Raw genomic sequence first — 18,608 nt, forward strand, 5'->3', positions numbered from 1 at the left:
TTCTGGGAGGTTCGTCACGTGACTAGAGCACCTGCCTTGTAGGGGCTGGGTCTCTTGTGCGGGTGACGTGGCGGGGTGGGCCGTGAACGAATCGGCAGGACTGGTACAGGAGCCGGCCCCGGGCACGGGGGGTGCGCGGGGCCGGCTGGTCAGGCTGCGGGCCGCGTGGGTGTTATGGATTCTTACGGCGGGCATGGGGATCCTCACCCTGGTGTGCGTCGTGCCGACCCGAGGGGACCCCCGGCCCGACTGGGACCCGTGGTTACTCGCCGTGGCGGAGCCCGTGCCGCTCGTCGCCTACGCCTACCCGGGCTTCGTGGTGGCCCGGCGTCGCCCTGGGAACCGGATCGGGTGGTTGCTGCTGGTGTCCGGGTTCGGGGGCGCGCTCGACGCGCTGGGGCACGCCTACGCTGTGTATGCAATTGGGCGGGACCTTCCCGCAGGCATCCTGGCGGCGTGGGTGTCCAACTGGGCCTTTGCTCTGCACTTCTTTCCGCTCTATTTCCTGCTGCTGTGCTTCCCTGATGGCGCGCTGCCGTCCGGCCGATGGCGGATCGTCACCTGGTACACGGGTGTGTGCGGAGTATGGGTCCCACTGTCCGTTGCCCTTTTGCTGGGAACGATTGACCGTGACTACTTCCCGAACGTACGCAACCCGCTCGGCCTCTTGCCGCTGGAGGCGTTCTACGTCCCATACGAAGCCTTGCTGTCGTCGGTGCAGGTGGCCGGCCCCTTCGTGCTCTGCGCCCTCTCACTCCTGGCCCGCTACCGCCGCACGAATGCAAAGTCCCGGCAGCAGTTCAAATGGGTGGCGTTCGCGGCGCTGGCGAGCCTGGTCATGCTGGCGGGGGCGGTGCTGCTCCAGGACCCCTGGATCAGCGTCGCTATCGATCTGATCCTCGTGACGTTCAGCGTGTCCATCGCGATCGCGATCGTCCGCCACAACCTCTTCGATATCGACCGCCTGTTGAGCCGGTCGTTGCTGTACCTGGGGATGACCGCGGGTGTGGCCGGACTCTACATCGGCGCCGTGAGCCTGTTCGCACTGATGTCGCAGCGTTTCATCACCGCGAAGGCTCCCCTGCTGGCGACCGGTGTCGTGGCGGTCGTCCTCCAGCCCTTGCGTGCGCTGCTGCAGCGCGTGGTCAATCGTCTGGTCTACGGGCTGAGGGAGGATCCGTACGCGGTACTGGCCGGCCTCGACCGCCGCCTGGAGACGGTGCTCGCCCCCCGCCAGCTGCTGCCCGAGGCCGTCGCGACCATCGCCAAGGCCCTGCGCCTGCCCTACGTAGCCGTCGAAGTGAAGCGTGCGGCGGCATACGGCGCCGCAGGAGGCCGCCTCGCGGTACACGGAGCCGAGCGCCCCGTGGCGCTGCGGCTCGCGCTGGTCCATCAAGGCGAGGAGATCGGCACGCTAGCGGTCGCGGCGAGAGCGGCCGAGGACGGCTTCTCGGGCGCGGACCTGCGTCTGCTCGCGGACGTGGCCCGCCACCTCGCGCAGGCGGCAGCGGGGGTACGGCTGTCGCTGGCCCTGCTGCAGGAGCAGGAGCGGGCGGTGACTGCACGGGCCGAGGAGCGCAGGCACCTGGCCCGGGACCTCCACGACAGTGTCGGACCGGTGCTCAGCCATGCCGCCTCGGCCGTAGAGACGGCCTGCGCGGCAGTGCACACCGACCCCAGCAGGGCCGCTGACCTCGTGACCGGGGCACTGGTCCATATCCGGCAGGGCTCCGACGACCTGCGCTGGATCGCGCTGGGGCTGCGCTCACCCGTCGATCAGCTGGGGCTGCGTGAGGCCGTTCTGGCTTACCTCGACCGCGTCCCCGTGACCGTGCACACCGACATGCCCGACCTGCTCCCCCCGATGCCTGCGGCGGTCGAGGAGGCGGTGTACCGAATCCTGACCGAGGCGGTAACCGATGTGCTCCGGCACGCTCGCGCCGCATGCTGCTGGGTGAGCCTGGAACTGAGCGACGGGCACCTCACATTGACCGTTGCCGACGACGGCCAGGGACCGCCCGGAGCCGCTCGGCCGAGCGAAGGGCTGGCCTCGATACGGGAATGTGCCATCGCGATCGGGGGCATGTGCGAGTTCCGTGCCCGCTCCGGCGGCGGCCGCGCGTACATCGCACGTCTTCCCCGCAGCCTGCCCGGCGCACAGCTCCCGGCAACCCGGGAGGCGAGTCCCTTGCAGCCGGGACCACGCCACCGCGACAGTGACCGTGCTGGAGGTGAGCCATGAACGAGCTCACGGGAGCTCACACGGCGCACACGGCGACTCCCCGCATACTGGGCTGGCTGTCACGTTTGGCGACGAAGCGAACAGCCTGGGGCCTGTGTATCGCTGCGATGGCCACCGCAACTGCGAATGGCGTCTTCGCAGTCCTGTCGCGTGCAACGCCACGCCCGGAATATCACCCGTGGTGGCTGATCGCCGCGGAATCCCCGACCGGTCTGATTTTCGCAACGCTTGGGCTGCTGGCGGCGACCCGCCGACCATGCAATCCCGCGGGGTGGCTGCTGCTGGCCGCCGGATTCGGTGCGTCCCTCGACCTCCTGAGCCATTCCTATGGGCTCTATGCGGTGCCGCGGGAGCTGTCGGGCGGCGTGCTGGCTGCCTGGATCAGCAGCTGGGGCTTCGTGCTCTTCATCTTCCCGCTGATGTTCCTCTTCCTGCTCTTCCCCAACGGCCATCTGTCGTCTGTGCGCTGGCGGTTCGCCGCCCGGTACGTGAGTGTCTGCGGGCTCATCAGCGTGTCCATCGGGGCTTTCGCTCCGGGGCCGCTGGGGTTCGGGTACTTTCCCTCGGTCTCCAACCCGGTGGGCATCGCAGCACTGCTGTTCAGCGTGACCCACGTGGGCCTCGTGTCGGTATTTGCGATCCTTGTCCCCTTTCTGGTGTCGGTTTCCTCGTTGCTGTTTCGGTATCGGAACTCCACCGGGCTTCTGCGCCGGCAGCTGAACTGGGTGGCCTGGGCCACCATGATGACCATCCTCCTGGTGGCGATACAGATCCTGGTGGGAGACAACCCTGCCGGAACGATTGCTGTTGATCTGGCGCCGGTACTCCTCGGCACGGCCATCACTATCGCGATCTTGCGCCACAACCTGTTCGACATCGACCGGATGCTCAGCAGCACGCTCATCTACGCCGGACTGACCGCCGGTGTCGTCGGCCTCTACATCGGCATCGTCAGCGCATTCGGGCTGCTGCTGCAACGTTCGGCCTCCGGGGTGGCTCCGTTGCTCGCGACGGGCGTGGTGGCCGTGGTGCTGCAGCCCCTGCGCACGCTGCTCCAGCGCTCGGTGAGCCGGCTCGTCTATGGCCTGAGGGATGACCCTTATACGGCACTGGCCCTGCTCGGCCGCCGTATGGAAGCAACGAGCGATCCGAAGAAGATCCTGCCCGAAGCTGCTGCGACCGTGGCCGAAGCTCTGCGTCTGCCCTACGTGGCCATCGAACTGGACAGCACTTCGGCGACGGGCATCGACCGGATGCGCGTAGCCACCCACGGCACCGAGGTCCGGGAACCGCTGAAACTACCCCTGGTACATCAGAGCGAAGAGATCGGCCTCCTGATGGTCGGGCTCCGCCCCTTGGACGAGCGCTTCTCGGCGGCGGATCTTCGCCTGCTGCGGGACGTGGCCCGGCACGTCGCGCAGGCCGCATCAGCCGTGCGGCTGTCGCTGGCCCTGCTGAGCGCGCAAGAGCACGCGGTCGCCGCGGCGGCCGAAGAACGCCGCCGACTGGCCAGAGACCTCCACGACAGGGTTGGCCCCGTGCTCACCGGAGCCACCTGGACCCTCCAAGCGGCCCTCACCAAGCTGCACACCGACCTCGACGCCACGCACGGACTGCTGACCACCGCCCTGGTCCATATGCGCCAAGGAACCGAAGACCTGCGCCGGATCTCCACGGGCTTGCGCTCACCGGTCGATCAGCTGGGGCTGCGTGAAGCCGTTCTGATCTATCTCGAGCGCGTGCCGCTGACCGTGCACCCCGCACTGCCCGACGAGATCCCGCGGCTGCCCGCGGCAACCGAGGAAGCGGCCTACTGGATCGTGGCCGAGGCGGTCGCCAACGTCCTCCGGCACGCCCACGCCGATAACTGCTGGGTGACCGTCGAACTGGGCGGTGCTCTCGTGCTGACCGTCGCGGACGACGGCAGGGGACTTCCCGACCGCTTCCGGCCCGGGGTGGGGATGGGGTCCATGCGCGAACGTGCCGCCGAGATCGGCGGAACCTGCCAGATCCATCCGCGTGCCGGCCAAGGCACCGAAGTCGTCACGCGCCTGCCGCCTTCCCTGCCCGGCGCAGAAACACAACACAGCAAACAGACAGTGAAGGGCGGGATCACATGACGGACCAGGACATTCGTGTCGTCATCGCCGACGACCACGCCTTCACCCGGTACGGACTGCGCGTACTGCTGGAATCCGATCCCGGCATCACCGTCGTCGCCGAAGCCAGCGACGGCCACGAAGCCGTGGAGCAGACCATCAAGCTCCGTCCCGACGTCGTCGTCATGGACGTACGAATGCCCAACGGCAGCGGACTGTGGGCGACCCAGGAAATCCAAAAAGCCCGCCCCGGAACCAAGGTTCTCGTCCACTCCGAGTACGAGGCAGACCCCAACGTCATGGCCGCGATGCGAGCCGGCGCCTCGGGCTTCCTCATGAAGGCCGGAGACGTCACACAGATCATCCGCGCGGTGCGCGACGTCGCCGCCGGCGCGTGGATCTTCAACCTCTCCGACACGGCCCGCATGCGCCCCTGGTTCGATGACCTGCGCACAGCCCGACGCGAAGCCGCCTTCCCCCAACTGACCTCCAGGGAAAGGGAGATCCTCAACATCATCGCTACCCCGAAGCAGACCACCGCCAGCGCCGCGGCCCGCCTAGGCATCAGCACCAAGCGGGTCGAGAACGCTGTGACCGACATCAAAGCCAAACTCGGCGCCACCGACCGCGCGCAGCTCATCACCATGGCGCGCACCGCAGGTCTCGGAGCAGTGCCATGACCCGCTCCTCCCGTGCCCCCGGTCGGACACTCCCGTGACTGTGGGAATGCTGCAGACACACGCTGGTCCCAACAAGACATCGGGGACGGGACCAACGGGAGAGACAGATGCACGGCAAGAAATCAGCACACCACAAGACATGGTCCGAGGGGCGGCGCAGGAACCGAAACTGGGCCAGGACCGTACGGTTGTGGACACCCGTCGTGGCGACTGCCGTCACGACTGCCATCGCCGTCTACCAGGCATGGCACGGACAAAGCATCTGATCAAGTACGGGATGACAGGCTCCCCTTCAGCTATATGCCCGTTGTCCATCTGCTGCCCAGTGGAGTCCGAGGTCGGCGAGTTGCTGGAGCTGCTCACCGGTGAGTCGGGCCTGTCGTTGGCGTGTGGTGTGGAGGCGCTGGCGTCAGGTTCTTCGGCCACACCCCACACAACGTGGCTCACGCCCTGTGGACACCGTCACTGCCTGCCGTCTTCCCGCTGCTGTGCCTGCTCCCGCGTGCCGTGGTCTGCGGTCTGTGTCCAGGGCAGGCCAAGGCCGTGGAAGAGGGCTTACTGTTGTGGGGGGTAGGTGTGGAAGCGGGAGCGCACCGCGTTCAGCCGCCGCCGCAGCTGCACCTCGATGCCGTTGATGCGGGGCCGGTAGGTGTCGTGGACGCAAGTCCTGCCGTCCTCGCCGACCAGCGGCCCGACGTCCTCCAGATACTGACGGGCAGCGGTGACGATCTCCATCAGCCGCTCGGTACGCGAGCGCGGCACACGCGCCGCGCCCGCGGTCTTGACCCGCCGGTCGCCTGTGGCCGGTCCGATCCGCAGCTCCAGGAGCGCCGCGCGCTGCTCCTCTGCCAGCCGGGGCCACCTGCGGTGCTGGTCGCACAGCCACTTGCCGAGATCATCGCCGCGGAAGATCCGCTGTCCGGTGAGGAGTTCGCCGCGGCGCCCGCCCTCTTTGTAGAAGGCTTCCAGCAGGACGAGTTTGCGCTCGAAGGCGGCGTTCCAGGGTGCTCCGTCCTGTACCCGCCACACGCCGAGCTCCTCCAGCGCGCGGACCACGTCGCGTTCCTGCTCCCGCGCACCGTAAGCGGGTCGGCGGCACTCGCTCAGCAGTCTCCCTATCCGCACGTCCTGCCCGTCGGCGCTGATGGTCTCCTCGATGCCGGGCAGGCGGTGCCCATATGGCTATGCGTGCAACCGAGCCGCCTCCAGCAGCAGTTGCCGGGCCGACGCCTGCGGCTTTCCCATGCACCCGTATTCGCCAAACAGGGCGGACAGGTCCGCGGGCACCCGCCGCGGCCGCCCATGCCAGACCTCTAGCCCTTCCTCGGGGCCGAGCTCGGCGGTCAGGGTGCGCAGGGCGTCGCGGGTGCGGCGCCACTGCCGCCGCACCCGCTCCAGCCGGACCACCACGACCCCTAGCCCCACAGCCCGCTCCTGCTTCTCCGTCGACTTTCGCCCCCGCCCCCCCTGCCTGTCCCTCGGCCCGCTCCCGGTCCTGCATTTCCACCTGCTCCTGACCCTGTCCTGCGGCCCGGTCCAGGTCGGACTCGGGCTTCTGTTCCTGCGCCAGCTCCTGCCTTCCCGCGAGCTCGGGCACCTGATCCTGCTCGTGTTCCTCCGCCACCTTCTGCTGCTCCTTGTCCTTCTTCTTGAACAGAGGGACGCGGGTGTAGCCGAGGGGGAGGGTTTCGTGCCAGTCCACAGGTACGCGTAGGCGCCTGTTGCCGCGGAGGCTGGCTTCGCGGAGCCGCATCAAGGCCTTCACGCATCTTCGACCTGTGTGTGGTGCGTACTTCGTCCCGCGGACTGCCGTGGAGCGCCTCCCTGTGTTCCACGGCTGCGTCATTGCGCTGGTTTATGCGCAGAGCACGGCTGGAAGTCTGTGTCACGGAGCCCTAGGCGCTCTATTCCGGGGGGACTGGTGGACGCGAGCCTGGTGTGGACGGCGGCGGGCACGTTGGGGACGTGTGCCGGGTTAGGTATGACGTGGATCCAGTTACGGGTCCAGCCGGTGGACAACCGTCAGGACCCGGTGCCGCGGACGCCGTCGGTGCTGGGGGCGTCGGTGGTGCCGCCCACTGGGCGGTTGCCGGTCGAGACGCGCGGCCGCGACCTGGTGCTGGGACAGTTGCAGGAGTGGTTGCGCAGGCCCCCGGCGGCAACCATTGTGCTTGTCGGGCTTGGTGGTGTCGGCAAGTCGACGGTGGCGGTGGCGCTGGCCGAGCGTGCTCTCCGCGGAAGGAGGGTGCGCCGTCGGGGCAGGCGGGTGTGGTGGATTTCGGCCGCGGATGAGTTGAGTCTCACGGCCGGGCTGGTCACGGTCGCCCGGCAGCTGGATGCCACCCCCGCCGACCTGCATGCTGTGGCATCAGGGGCGCCGGACGCCCCTGACCGGTTCTGGTCGCTGCTGGAGCAGACAGCGCCCGGATGGCTGTTGATCTTCGATAACGCTGACGATCCTGCGGTGCTTGCCGGGGGTATGTCGAGATGGCGGGGCGGATGGAGGCGTTCCGTCGCGGGAGGCGGATCAGCGGTGAGTGACGGAACCGGCTGGATACGTCCGTCCCCGTGCGGACTGACCGTGGTGACAAGCCGGGACTGCGACCCGCGAACGTGGGGGCGGCACGCCAAGGTGCGTCCCATAGGTCCGGTGGATGAGGACGCCAGCGTCCGGGTGTTGCTCGACCTGGCCCCCCAGGCGGGAGACGAGGCCGGAGCGCGGCTGCTGGCCCAGCGGCTGGGCGGCCTGCCACTGGCGCTGTATCTCGCCGGAACATATCTGGACTCCGCCGTTGCGCGGTGGCGAACCTTCACCGCCTACCACCACGCACTCGACAGCGCTGGGAGGGCGCCGCTACTGGACGACCCTCAGGCGGAGTCTCGCGCCATGGTGACGCGGACGTGGGAAATCTCCCTGGACGATCTGGCGCGATGCGGAGTGCCGCACGCGCGTCCCCTGCTCCGCCTGCTCTCCTGCTGGGCCGCCGCAACCTCGATACCGCTGGACCTGCTCGACGTACGCTACCTCGCGTGCCTGCTTCGGCCGCCAGCCGCTGGCCATGCCGGTGAGGGGGACGAGAGCGACGCAGACCAACTAGAGACGGCGCTGCGCGGCCTGAGCAGGCTGGGCCTGATCGAAGCGCGGATATCCGGTCCGCAGACTGCGATCGTCATCCACCCGGTGGTGGCTGACAGCAACCGTATTCACCTGGCGTCGGGCGTCGCGCGCCCGGGCGAGCCGGACGCGGATCGCGTTCGGCGAGTCGCCGTCGATCTCATCACCTCGGCCCTGTCCGGTCTGAGTCCGTACGCGCCCGCCGACTGGCGACGCTTCCAGTTGATCGGTGCGCATCTGCATGCCCTGTTCGGCACTGTTGCCCTGCACTTGGTGCATGAGCCCCTCGCAGCGCTGATCTCAGCCGCCTGCACCACAGCTTGCGCCCTCGACCAGAGTGGAGCCATCAGTGTCGGCGAAAGCTTGTGCCGTGCTGCGTTGGACCACGCGTCCAGCCTCGGTGAGGATCACCCTCTGATCCTCCAACTCCAGCACCAGCTTGCGTGGGAGACGGCCACCATGGGCGGCCACGACCAAGCGGAGGGCATGTACCGACTGGTGTACCTGGCACGTCGGCGGATACTCGGCGAGGATCATCCCGACACGCTGGTCACCCGCCACGAGCTGGCCTGGGTCGCCGCCGCCCAAAAACGCTGGGCAGAGGCGGAGAGCGGCTACCGGAGTGTCCTGCCCGCTCTCCAAAGGACACTCGGTGAGGAGCACATCGCCACTCTGTACACCGGTCACGAACTCGGCTGGGCGCTGGCGAACCAGGGGCGGCTGGAGGAGGCCGAGGCCGAGCTGCAGCCCGTCCTGCGGACCCGGCGACAGGTACTCGGCGAGGAACATCCGCACACACTGACGACAATCCACGAGTTGGCGTGGATTATGGCCAGGCGCGGTAGGTCTACCGAAGCGGAGGTGATGTACCGGCAACTGCTGGACGCGCGCCTGCGGATACTCAGCGACGAGCACCACCACACCCTGTCCGCCCACCACGAACTGGCCTGGGTCCTGACCCTGCAAAGTCGTTGGAACGAGGCGGCGGCGGAGTACGAGAAGGTCCTGAGGGCCCGGCGCCGGGTGCTCGGAGAGCCCCACCCCGACACACTGGCGACCCTTTCGGCACTCCAGCAGCTCGAGCACGGTCAAGTCGCCGACGCACGCCACGTCGCCTGAGAACACTTCACAACTCACCACTCAGATCACGCGGAGCACCGGACAGAAGGGAACGCGGCATCATGGTGATCACTGCCGAACAACTCGTCGCAACCATCGACGAACTGGCACTGGCGCAACGGCCGGTCATGATCCATGCATCGCTTCGGTCCTTCGGCGAGCCCATCGAGGGCGGAGCGGACGCTGTACTGGACGCCTTGCTCTCCCGCGGCTGCACCGTGTTGGTCCCGTCGTTCACCGAACCGCAGTTCGGCGTCATTCCACCAATTACGATGCGCCCGGCCCGCAACGGCATCGACTACGCGGCTCTGCCCGACGAGGCGGCGGCCAGACCCGAGGCAGCCGCCCACTACACCGTCGACTGCGGCGTCATCAACCCAGGCATGGGCGTACTGCCGACCCGACTGCTCGCCCGAGGCGCGGCGAGGCGCGGCCAGCACCCGCTCAATTCCTTCGCAGCCATCGGGCCACAAGCCGCCGAACTCGTCGACACTCAGACCCCGACCAATGTGTATGGACCCGTGCGTGCCCTTGCAGACACCAACGGCTCCATCCTTCTGGTGGGTGTCGGACTGAACCGGATGACCGCGCTCCACCTGGCCGAACAGGATTCCGGCCGACAGCTGCCCATCCGCTGGGCGCGCACAGCAGACGACCGAGTGATCATGGTGGAGACAGGCTCGTGCTCAGAGGGATTCCCACGCTTGGGACCCTGGCTGCAGCCGCTGGCACGCACTGCCCGGGTGGGCGGGTGCCTGTGGAGCGTCTACCCAGCGAAGGAGACCCTTGCCGCCGCGGTCGACGCCATGATCTCCGATCAGGGCGTCACCCACTGCGCCGACGCCGGTTGCCTCGCCTGCCGGGACTCGGTGGCCGGCGGTCCGATCGGCCCGATTTCGCTGGGATGACGCAACCGACTCCACCAACGGCAGGGGCCGGGCGGCCCGGACGGAGCCCAGTGGCTCGCCAGCGACCAGCTGGAATACATCCGCTACCTGTGAGACGACCTCTACGAGCCTGGCCTACAGCTCCAGCAGAGCCCAGAGCCGGTTGCCCGGCTCGTCGCGTCCGGTGTCGGCCCCGCAGGAAAGCACCCCCAGCGCAGCGATCTCCTCCAGGAACGCCTCGCCGCTTGGGCCGGGCCCGTCCTGGTGGGAGAGCGCCATGACGAGTGCGGCGCCGTCCTGGTCGGCGACGTGGACGGTGATGCGCTGGCCGCCGTCGCCGAGCGCGGCTAGCAACGCCATCCATTCGCCTCCCGAGTCCGCTGACGGCCGCCGGGCTGAGCGCCCGTCACATGCTCCCTTGTCTCGGGCGTGGCCGCGGCGTCGGCGGTGGCCTGCAGGATGCTCATCGGGCGGTGTGCTCCTTCTCGTCGTGGCGGGTGAGATAGGTGAGCTGGAGCCAGCGCCGGGCGTCGTAGCCCTCGGCGCCGCGCCACGGAGCGGCCAGGTGCCACACGCTGTTCCAGGTGGCGCGCACCCGGCGCAGCCGCTCGGCCTCGACGGCAGGCCCGGCGCTCTGCCGGTAGAGGAGGTCGTGGTGCAGGGCGGCGGCCAGGTGGGTGAGCGCGGTGGCGAAGCCGAGGGCGGTCCTCTGTGCGTTGCCGGACGGGCCGTCGTAGGCCAGCGGGCGGACCCCATCCATGAGGTAGTCGTGGACCGCCTCGACGTCGGCCCAGGTCAGCTCGTCGGCGTAGCGCAGCAGGCACACCGGCCGGTCCGCGGTCATGGGTGGGCCCGCCGGGCGCGCTCGTCCGCCACCACCGCATCCGCCGCCTGCTGGGCCTCCCACCAGTCGCTGTGGTTCTTTGCCTCGGCAGCCTGCCGGGCTTCGCGGAAAGCGACTTGCTGCCAGCGGTCGACGTCATATCCCTCGGTGTCCCGCCAGCCCGCGGTGAGCCGGCAGAGCTCGTTCCAGTGCCCCATCCGGGCCTCCAGCGCCTCGGCGGTGCCGTCGTCGGCGAAGTCGCGGCGCAGCTCGAACAGCTGCCGATTGATCGCGGCCCCCAGGCCGTGGGTTACCCGGCAGACCTCGGGGTCGTTGCGGTGCGCCAGGCGCAGCTCGTGCAGCCGGGCGGTCATGAAGGCGTCCAATGCATCGACGTCGGCGCGGGTGATGTCGGCGGTGTACGGCAGCGTGAAGATCGACTCGGTCTCGGTCATCGAACCGTCTTGACTCCCCTCCACTCCGCGACCCTCTGCAGCACGTGTCATGTGGTGCTCCCTCCCTGCGGGCGTCCCGGTGCTTGACTGTTCGTCATGTCCGGTCTATCGCCCCGGCACGGCCCGGGGAGCCCGTTCGGCTAAATCTGTCAGGCCACCCCTGGGGCTGAACACGGGCACTGCACCCTCCAGCCCTCCGGTACACCCACCCGTTCGGCCGCAGATGCTGGCTCGGTGAGGCGCCGGGCCCAGAACATGAGGTCATGACGACGAATGGGCCCACCCCGGGCCATCCTTACGATCCCGCACTCAACGAATCGCTGGTCGGCTCCGCCTGCTACGAGGCGATGGCCACCGGCGCCGTGGGCGTCGAGACGGTGCGCCAGACCGGAACCATGGTCAAGACGCACCTTGAGCAGCGCGGCGAGACCCGCCGCACGAAGATCAACGCTGATGTCGAGCGCGAACGTATCCAGCAGTCCGCGCCCCCGCCGCCGGACGGCGACAACCCCTGATCAGGACGGCTCACCACCGCCGGGGCAAAACACCCGCCCCGGCGGGCACCTCCAGCAGACGGGGCACGTCGGATCATCGCGACCAGATGATCCAAAAGAAACGACATAGAGGGGTCATCAGCGGGCGTTGCGGACGTTCGCTGTGGTCCGCCACCACCTGGTACTGCCGGTCCTGGACGGCCTGGACGAGATGGACCCCCCCAGCCCCCCGACAACACCCCCGCCCCCGCCGCGCCCGCGCCCCCAACGCCTACCAGGCCTCACACCCGATACAACCTCCCCCGAGCCCTGCAATCGCGGGCCCGCGGATCCCACCCACCTCGGAAGGCACCACGCCGTGACCAGCCCGCCCCCCACCGCCCAAGCCACTGCCCGTCTGGAGCCGGTCCGGCCCAGCACCGCACCGGTCGCCCACGGCGCGGTCATCATCAGCGCGATCGAGACCGTGTGGAAGGAAATCCGCGCCCGCCACCCGGCCGTGCCGGACATCTGTGTCACCACCCCGCCCACCGCCAGCAAGCACGATCCCACCAGGTGCACCACGCTGCGCACAGGCCGCCGCTTCGTCCGCGACGGCCGCCTGGTCATGGAACTGCAGGTCGCAGCCGCCACCTTGAGCCACGGAGTGCGTCTGATGCTGGAAGGGCTGCTGCACCATGCCGCCCACGGGCTGGCCCTGAACCGGGGGATCACCGATGTCAGCGGCGGCGACCGACGCTGGCACAACAAGCGCGTACCTGGCCCGGGAGGTGGGTCTGCTGCCGCCCCGCCGCTCGGACCCCTTTGTCGGCAGGGCCCACAGCATCCTCACCGACACCGAGGCCGCCCGGTGGACCGACGTCATCACCGCACTCGACGCCGCGGCCGCCGTCCAGCTCCAAGCCGCCGTCCAGATGGTCGAAGCCCCGCGCACCGCCCGGTCCGGTACCCGCTTCGCGATCGCCTGTGAATGCGTCCCGCCCCGCCGCCAGCAGGTCACACCGTTCTTCTATGAGCAAGGACCCGTGCTGTGTGGCCTGTGCCTGACCGTGTTCCGCCGGCACCCCGGCTCATGACCAGGGTGCAGGGCACTCGTTGGGCAGGGCGCTCGCGTAGAAGTGCACAGCGGGCCCGGGGCTGTCACCGCGACGGCTTCGGTCCTCTGGTGCTGGCGGCTGCGTCCAGGACTCGGCGGCCCGCCCTGCCGACGAAGCCGTACGCATCCTGCGTACCGCTGCCCTCGTACCGATTGTCAGTGGTGGTGTTCACAATGGGGGCATGCGTGAGCACAGTGGGCCATTCGGTAAAGGCAGTCTCCGGCAACTTCTTGCAGGTCGCCTGGACAAGGCCATGAAAGCGATCAACGCCTGGGACGCGGATGATCTGTTGGCGTCGCCCGAGACCGACATCATTGAGCACTTGATCGATGAGTACGGAGCACAGGCTCCCGTGGTGCATCGGGACCGGATGCAGCGACTGCCCTCGAGCGACCACATCTCGACCGTTGACGATTTCATGGGGCGCCGGGAGATCCGGCAGACTGAGATCACCTTCTTGGTGCCCTGCGAGGGCGACCTGGACCTGATGAGATACCGCCCGGGTGCCTACACGTCGTTGCTGAGCGGACAGACCGCGAAGATCGTGGGCTCAGAGATCGAGGTGATCTGGCGTGGGAAGACCTCTGACCCCGCCGTCGTCCTGCACAAGATCAATGATGAACTCGACATCATCGAGAAGAACCTGGACAGCGCACGTTCCGAGATCGCGGGCCACAACGAATTCCTGAGGAAGACGGTGTCCGAGCGGGTGTCGCTCAGGAAGCGCAAGATCCTCGCCGATCGGGAGCTCGAAGCTGCTCTCGGGATCCCTGTGCGGCAGCATGACGGGCCGCCAGCGTTCTCCGTTCCCGTCAGCCGTCGGCAGGTGATGCCCCGGCGCCATCCCGTAGCCGCGCAGCCGTTCCAGCCCGAATGGGAACTCCTGGAGAAGGACTACGAAGAGGCAATTCGCGTCATTACGCACTCCCGTAACGCTCTCGAGCGGACCCCTGGAACCATCGCCAAACTGGGCGAGGAAGACATCAGGAACCTGCTCTTGGTCAGCTTGAACAGCACGTTCATGGGAGCAAGCGGGGGCGAGCTGTTCAACGGGGACGGCAAGACGGACATCCTGGTCCGTGTGGAAGACCGCAATGTCTTCATTGGGGAGTGCAAAATCTGGGACGGCCCTAAAGTCGTCGGTGATGCACTCACCCAACTCTTGAAGTATCACGTGTGGCGCGATTCAAAGGGCGCCCTGCTGCTCTTCATCCGACGGGGAGACGCGACGAGCACGATCCGCAAAGCGATCCAGAAGATCGAAGAGCACCCGAACCACAAGCGGACCCTTGATGCCCGGCCGTCCGACGGCCGCTACGACTTCGTGATTCGAGCCAACGACGATGCCGAGCGGGAAATCCACCTGGCATTCCTTCCCTTCATTCTCCCCCTCAAGCAGGACTGACTGGCACAAGGGACCGCCGACCCCTCACGCCCCGATGCAGCAGCTGCTCCACGGACACGGAACTTCATGACGTCGCCGCAGCCGGCTTGCTCCCGGCCTGGCCGGTCAGATTCCGGCACACGGCCGCGTGCCCGATTCTTCAGCCTTCGTGTGTCTGCTGCTTCTGTGTTGCGGCTTCATGAGCTGCGAGTTCCTCGGGGGTGCCGAGGAAAGCGGGGCCGCAGCCTGACGGGAGGTGCTGGATCACCATGGCGATGGCCTCCCGCGCTGTGGCTGCCGGGCCTACCGTCTGGCTCCGTAGCGGGCCGGAGACCCGGTAGGTGCCGCCAGCGGCGGGCCGAATGTAAGGGATGTCCCAGGTCCACCGTGGTTCGGTACAGCGGCTGAAGTGCAGCTCTCCCATCCCAGTCCAGGGAAACAGCCGCCGCAGGCGGGGTTCCTCGTAAGCCGCTTCCAGCAGCTCGCCCCGCACCCGTCCCTCAGCATGCACTGCCTGCCAGCCCGCTTCGACGCGGACTTCGACGCTCGTATCCCATTTCACACCCCTATCGTGCCTCCAGATCCGTCCGGGGCATGCCCCGGTACCGGGCCGCCCAGCTGCTCCTGCGCGCTGTCGTGGGCCGTCTCCGCCCAGGGCAGGCCGAGACCTGCGAACAGCGCCTGCTGCTGCGGGGGATAGGTGGGGAAGCGGGAGCGCACTGCGTTGAGGCGTCGCCGCAGCTGTACCTCGATGCCGTTAACGCGGGGCCGGTAGGTGTCGTGAACACAGTGCCGGCCGTCTTCGCCGACGAGCGGGCCGATCTCCTCGAGGTGTTGGCGGGCGGCGGTGACGATTTCCATCAGCCGCTCCGTGCGGCTGCGTGGCACGCGGGCCGCGCCCGCAGTCTTGACCCGCCTGTCGCCCGTGGCTGGCCCCATCCGCAGCTCCAGGAGCACCTGGCGCTGCTCCTCTGCCAGCCGGGGCCACCGTCGGTGCTGGTCGCACAGCCACTTGCCGAGATCGTCCCCGCGGAAGACCCGCTGTCCGGTGAGGAGTTCGCCGCGGCGCCCGCCCTGGGCGTGGAAGGCTTCCAGGAGGACGAGCTTGCGTTCCCACCCAGCGTTCCAGGGTGCGCCGTCCCGCACCCGCCACACGCCGAGCTTCTCCAGCACGCGGGCAACGTCCTGCTCCTCGTCCCGGGCGCCCCAGGAGGGTCTGCGGCATTCGCTCAGCAGTCTCCCGATGCGTACTTCCTGCCCATCGATGCTGATGGTCTCCTCGATGCCGGGCAGGAGGTGTCCGTACCGGTCCGCGTACTCCCGCGCTGCCTCGACCAGGAGCTGCCGTGCTGAGGCCCGGGGTTCCCACACGAACCCGTACTCGCCGAGCAGGGCAGCCAGGTCCGCGGGCATCCGCCGCGGCCGCGCGCGCCAGACCTCCAGGCCTTCCTCGGGCCCGAGCTCTGCGACCAGGGTGCGCAGGTCGTCGCGGTCGCGGCGCCACTGCCGCCGTACCCGCTCCAGCTCCCACCCCAGCCGCACCACGACCTGCGGCTCCTGCGCGAGCTCGGGCACCAGATCCTCCCCGAGCCCCTCCGCCAGCTCCTGCTGCTCCTCGCTCTCCTTCTCGAGCAGGGGGATGCGGCTGTAGTCGACGGGGAGGGATTCCTGCCAGTCCACCGGCACCCGCAGGTGCCCGGTGCGCTGGTGGTAGGCGGTGACGGCGCGCATGAGGCGTTCGGTGTCGGCGGTGACGGGGTCGGACAGCACGGTGATCTTCAGCCAGTCCGCGACCACGGCCGCTGAGCGCTGCCGGGTGAGCTCCAGCATCTGCTGGAGCTCGCGCGCGCGTTCCTCGGCCCGCTCACGCGCCTCCGTGGCCGGCTGCACGCGGTGGGGGCCGCGGCTGCTGCTGCGCCCGGCACGCTCCAGCCGCCGTACGGCTTCCTGCGGCCCCTCCGGCTCCTCGTCTGCGCGGTCGGTGTGGTCGGGTTCGTAGGACTCCAGTGCGCGCAGCATGTTGATCACCGGCACCCAGTCCGGCCCGACCAGCGTGTCGTCAGCGGCCTGGGCGAGGTGGAGGACGGGCACGATGATGGAGGCGACCTTGTCCGGGTTCCCGTGGTCGTAGCGCACGGCGCGTCCGGCGATCTGCAGGAGGTCGCCCTGCGCCGCGCGCGGGTCCACGAGGGCGACGGCGTCGACGGCCGGGACATCCACGCCTTCACTCAGCAGCCGCACGGAACACACGACCGCCAGGTCCACCGGCCGCCCCCGGAGATCTGTGCCCGCCGCCAGCGCCGCCAAGGCCCGCTGCCGCTCCCTGGCCGGGGTGCCCTCATGCAGGGCTGCGGCCCACACCCGCCGCGGCGCCGACGTCCCCTGCCCATGCAGCACCCGCGCCAGCTGCGCCAGCGAGGCCGCGGCCGCGCGTGCTCCAGCCACAGTGGAGTGGTAGGTCAGCAGCCGCCGGCACCCCACCCGCCCTGCGGCCCGCAGCACGGCCCCCAGCGACGCGGTGAGCAGTTCCGCCCGCACTCCCGCGTCAGCCCGTCCCCGCGCCGCGACGAGCTCGCGCAGACGCGCCTCGTCGACCTCGGCGGCCACCACGGGGCTGTGCGCGAGCTTCCCGCGCCGCTGTGCCTCCCGAAGCCCCAGCCGGTAGGCGACGGGGCCGTGCCTGCGCTCTGAGAGCCGCACCACCGGATCACTCGCCCGAAGCCGCCCCTGCTCATCCCAGTGCACCGCCCCCAGCAGCCGCGGTGTCGCCGTCATCGACAACCGGTGCCACGCGGGCACGAGGTGCTGCTCGTTGATCCGCCCCCACACCCGCGAGGTCTCGGTGTGGTGGGACTCGTCGCACACCAGCAGGTCCCATTCCGGCAGCGGCCGCGCCCCGTCCCGCTCCACACTCAGCCGGTGCCCGGCAATCAGTGAGTTCTCCACGCTCGCGTACGTCGCCAGCACCGTGAACCGGCCGCCCTGGGCGGCGAAGGCGTTCGCGTGCCACGCCACCACCCGCGGGTCCGTCGTCACCCGCACCCCCGGCTCACCGGCCAGCGCGGCGTCCCGCGGCGCGTACACCGCGATCACCGGCCCGCCGCGTCCGGCCGCGCGCAGCACCTGGTAGGTCTGCTCGAGGAGCGCCCGTGTGGGCACCACCATCAGCAACGACCCCCGCGCCGCGACCAGGCCCGCGATCCGCGCGGCCACCCACGTCTTGCCCAGCCCGGGCGCCATGTGCAGCTGGGCCCGGAACCGCGGACGCCGCGCCCTGGGGGAGGGGGTGTAGACCCGCATGATGGCGGCGACGGCGTCGTCCTGGTGGTCGTAGAACGCCGCGAGCTCGGCCTCCGACCGGACGGCCGCATCCACCTTCACGATCAGCTCCCGGAGATGCTCTGCAGGGGTGCCCGCGGATCAGCCGAACACCCAACCAACTTCCTTTTGTGACAACCTAGACCGCCACGCCCGGCGCTGTCTGCCGGATGCGGGACATCCCTCCTCGCCCGAGCGAGCAGTCGAACACACACCCCAATCACCACCTCGAAATTCCGGCGATGAAAAGCCTGTGAAATGGCCGTCAACTCACTGCGGAGTAGCGGGAATTGCGGTAGTGTGTAACCAAGCGATTATGGTGATGGGAGGAGGGGAAAGTGCCGGAAAGGACGATGGAGTTCGGTAAGTACGGTGCCCATGGCGTCAAGGGCCACGAGGCTGTTGCCCGGCAGCTCGACCGGCTCGCTGGATTCATCGCCACGCCCATTACCGCGCGCCGTGGTCTGATGGCCCGTCTGCACTACCTCACCCGCACCCCCCACGCCCGTGAAGCGGCCCGTGCGGCCGGCCTCACCGTCACCGACCGCACCCTGAAGGCCTGGCTGGCCGGCCAGCGCAGCCCCTCCAAGCAGAACCTGCAGCACATCGAGACGGCCTACCGCACGGTGCGCCGCCGTAACGTGGCCCGGTACCTGACCAGTCGTCTCAATCGTGAAGGCCGCGGTACTCGGGTGGAGTTCCACCCCCTGAACCAGTCCCGTGTCAGCCGCCCCCACCAGCGGGTCGTGCAGTTCCGTACCCTCAACGTCCGCCACTGGGACCGCATCGTCGACGCCTGGAGCACCGGCAACGACGCGGCCCTGGACGACGCGTGGGTGAATGACGCGGTGGTCGACCTGGCCACAATGGGGCCAGTACGAGAACGTCACCAACA

15 protein-coding genes and 1 pseudogene are annotated in these 18,608 nt (G+C 68.9%); 9 read left to right on the top strand and 7 right to left on the bottom strand.

From position 1 onward, the window contains the following. The first annotated feature begins 193 nt into the window (after positions 1 to 193). From C9F11_RS47105 to C9F11_RS47115, 3 genes are read left to right on the top strand one after another with little or no spacing between them, the layout of a single operon-like run. Complete coding sequence (locus tag C9F11_RS47105) at positions 194 to 2,242, top strand: histidine kinase (RefSeq protein WP_138957285.1); 2,049 nt, start codon at positions 194 to 196, stop codon at positions 2,240 to 2,242. After that, entirely contained in the window at positions 2,239 to 4,362 is a 2,124-nt protein-coding gene (locus C9F11_RS47110; protein WP_138957284.1) for a GAF domain-containing sensor histidine kinase, read from the top strand. Before C9F11_RS47105 ends, C9F11_RS47110 begins: the two co-directional genes overlap by 4 nt. Continuing rightward, a complete protein-coding gene (locus C9F11_RS47115) occupies positions 4,359 to 5,021 on the top strand; it encodes a response regulator transcription factor (protein ID WP_138957283.1) in 663 nt (220 codons plus the stop codon). The genes C9F11_RS47110 and C9F11_RS47115 overlap by 4 nt, the downstream gene beginning before the upstream one ends. A 555-nt stretch (positions 5,022 to 5,576) precedes the next feature. Here the strand turns inward: C9F11_RS47115 and C9F11_RS47120 are convergent. Both C9F11_RS47120 and C9F11_RS47125 read right to left on the bottom strand, forming a co-directional pair. Beyond that, the gene (locus tag C9F11_RS47120; protein ID WP_138957282.1) at positions 5,577 to 6,077 is read right to left on the bottom strand and encodes a hypothetical protein; all 501 of its coding nucleotides are present in this window, start codon (positions 6,075 to 6,077) and stop codon (positions 5,577 to 5,579) included. Between the two features lie 126 nt (positions 6,078 to 6,203). Further along, positions 6,204 to 6,446 carry a hypothetical protein gene (locus C9F11_RS47125; protein WP_138957281.1) on the bottom strand — a complete coding sequence of 81 codons (243 nt, stop codon included), beginning with the start codon at positions 6,444 to 6,446 and terminating at the stop codon, positions 6,204 to 6,206. Between the two features lie 556 nt (positions 6,447 to 7,002). Here C9F11_RS47125 and C9F11_RS47130 point away from each other — a divergent pair. Together C9F11_RS47130 and C9F11_RS47135 are read left to right on the top strand one after the other, a co-directional pair. After that, the gene (locus tag C9F11_RS47130) at positions 7,003 to 9,255 is read left to right on the top strand and encodes a tetratricopeptide repeat protein (RefSeq protein ID WP_138957280.1); all 2,253 of its coding nucleotides are present in this window, start codon (positions 7,003 to 7,005) and stop codon (positions 9,253 to 9,255) included. 62 nt (positions 9,256 to 9,317) lie between these two features. Further along, positions 9,318 to 10,163: an AAC(3) family N-acetyltransferase gene (locus C9F11_RS47135; protein WP_138957279.1), complete on the top strand. Its 846-nt coding sequence runs from the start codon at positions 9,318 to 9,320 to the stop codon at positions 10,161 to 10,163. A gap of 114 nt (positions 10,164 to 10,277) precedes the next feature. Here the strand turns inward: C9F11_RS47135 and C9F11_RS47140 are convergent, their stop codons facing one another. From C9F11_RS47140 to C9F11_RS47150, 3 genes are all read right to left on the bottom strand, one after another. Beyond that, positions 10,278 to 10,502, bottom strand: coding sequence for a hypothetical protein (locus C9F11_RS47140; RefSeq protein WP_138957278.1), 225 nt, complete (start codon positions 10,500 to 10,502; stop codon positions 10,278 to 10,280). Between the two features lie 103 nt (positions 10,503 to 10,605). Continuing rightward, the gene (locus tag C9F11_RS47145; RefSeq protein ID WP_138957277.1) at positions 10,606 to 10,986 is read right to left on the bottom strand and encodes a hypothetical protein; all 381 of its coding nucleotides are present in this window, start codon (positions 10,984 to 10,986) and stop codon (positions 10,606 to 10,608) included. Next, positions 10,983 to 11,420, bottom strand: a complete 438-nt coding sequence (locus tag C9F11_RS47150) for a hypothetical protein (RefSeq protein WP_138957276.1) — start codon at positions 11,418 to 11,420, stop codon at positions 10,983 to 10,985. Before C9F11_RS47150 ends, C9F11_RS47145 begins: the two co-directional genes overlap by 4 nt. Before the next feature lie 263 nt (positions 11,421 to 11,683). Here C9F11_RS47150 and C9F11_RS47155 point away from each other — a divergent pair, with 263 nt between their 5' ends. From C9F11_RS47155 to C9F11_RS47165, 3 genes are all read left to right on the top strand, one after another. Beyond that, positions 11,684 to 11,935 (top strand): hypothetical protein, encoded by a 252-nt coding sequence (locus C9F11_RS47155; RefSeq protein WP_138957275.1) that lies wholly within the window; start codon positions 11,684 to 11,686, stop codon positions 11,933 to 11,935. Positions 11,936 to 12,630: 695 nt separating this feature from the next. After that, positions 12,631 to 12,990 carry a hypothetical protein gene (locus tag C9F11_RS49595; RefSeq protein ID WP_249401518.1) on the top strand — a complete coding sequence of 120 codons (360 nt, stop codon included), beginning with the start codon at positions 12,631 to 12,633 and terminating at the stop codon, positions 12,988 to 12,990. A 202-nt stretch (positions 12,991 to 13,192) separates the two neighbouring features. Then, entirely contained in the window at positions 13,193 to 14,416 is a 1,224-nt protein-coding gene (locus C9F11_RS47165) for a hypothetical protein (protein WP_138957274.1), read from the top strand. Positions 14,417 to 14,555: 139 nt separating this feature from the next. Here the strand turns inward: C9F11_RS47165 and C9F11_RS49600 are convergent, their stop codons facing one another. Continuing rightward, positions 14,556 to 14,957, bottom strand: a complete 402-nt coding sequence (locus C9F11_RS49600; RefSeq protein ID WP_269078063.1) for a DUF6193 family natural product biosynthesis protein — start codon at positions 14,955 to 14,957, stop codon at positions 14,556 to 14,558. After that, positions 14,954 to 17,776 carry a DEAD/DEAH box helicase family protein gene (locus tag C9F11_RS47175; protein WP_138957273.1) on the bottom strand — a complete coding sequence of 941 codons (2,823 nt, stop codon included), beginning with the start codon at positions 17,774 to 17,776 and terminating at the stop codon, positions 14,954 to 14,956. Before C9F11_RS47175 ends, C9F11_RS49600 begins: the two co-directional genes overlap by 4 nt. Positions 17,777 to 18,051: 275 nt before the next feature. Between C9F11_RS47175 and C9F11_RS47180 the strand changes: the two are divergent. Continuing rightward, positions 18,052 to 18,608 (top strand): annotated as a pseudogene (locus C9F11_RS47180) (transcriptional regulator); the annotation flags it as partial.

Source organism: Streptomyces sp. YIM 121038 (assembly GCF_006088715.1).
Lineage (GTDB): Bacteria > Actinomycetota > Actinomycetes > Streptomycetales > Streptomycetaceae > Streptomyces.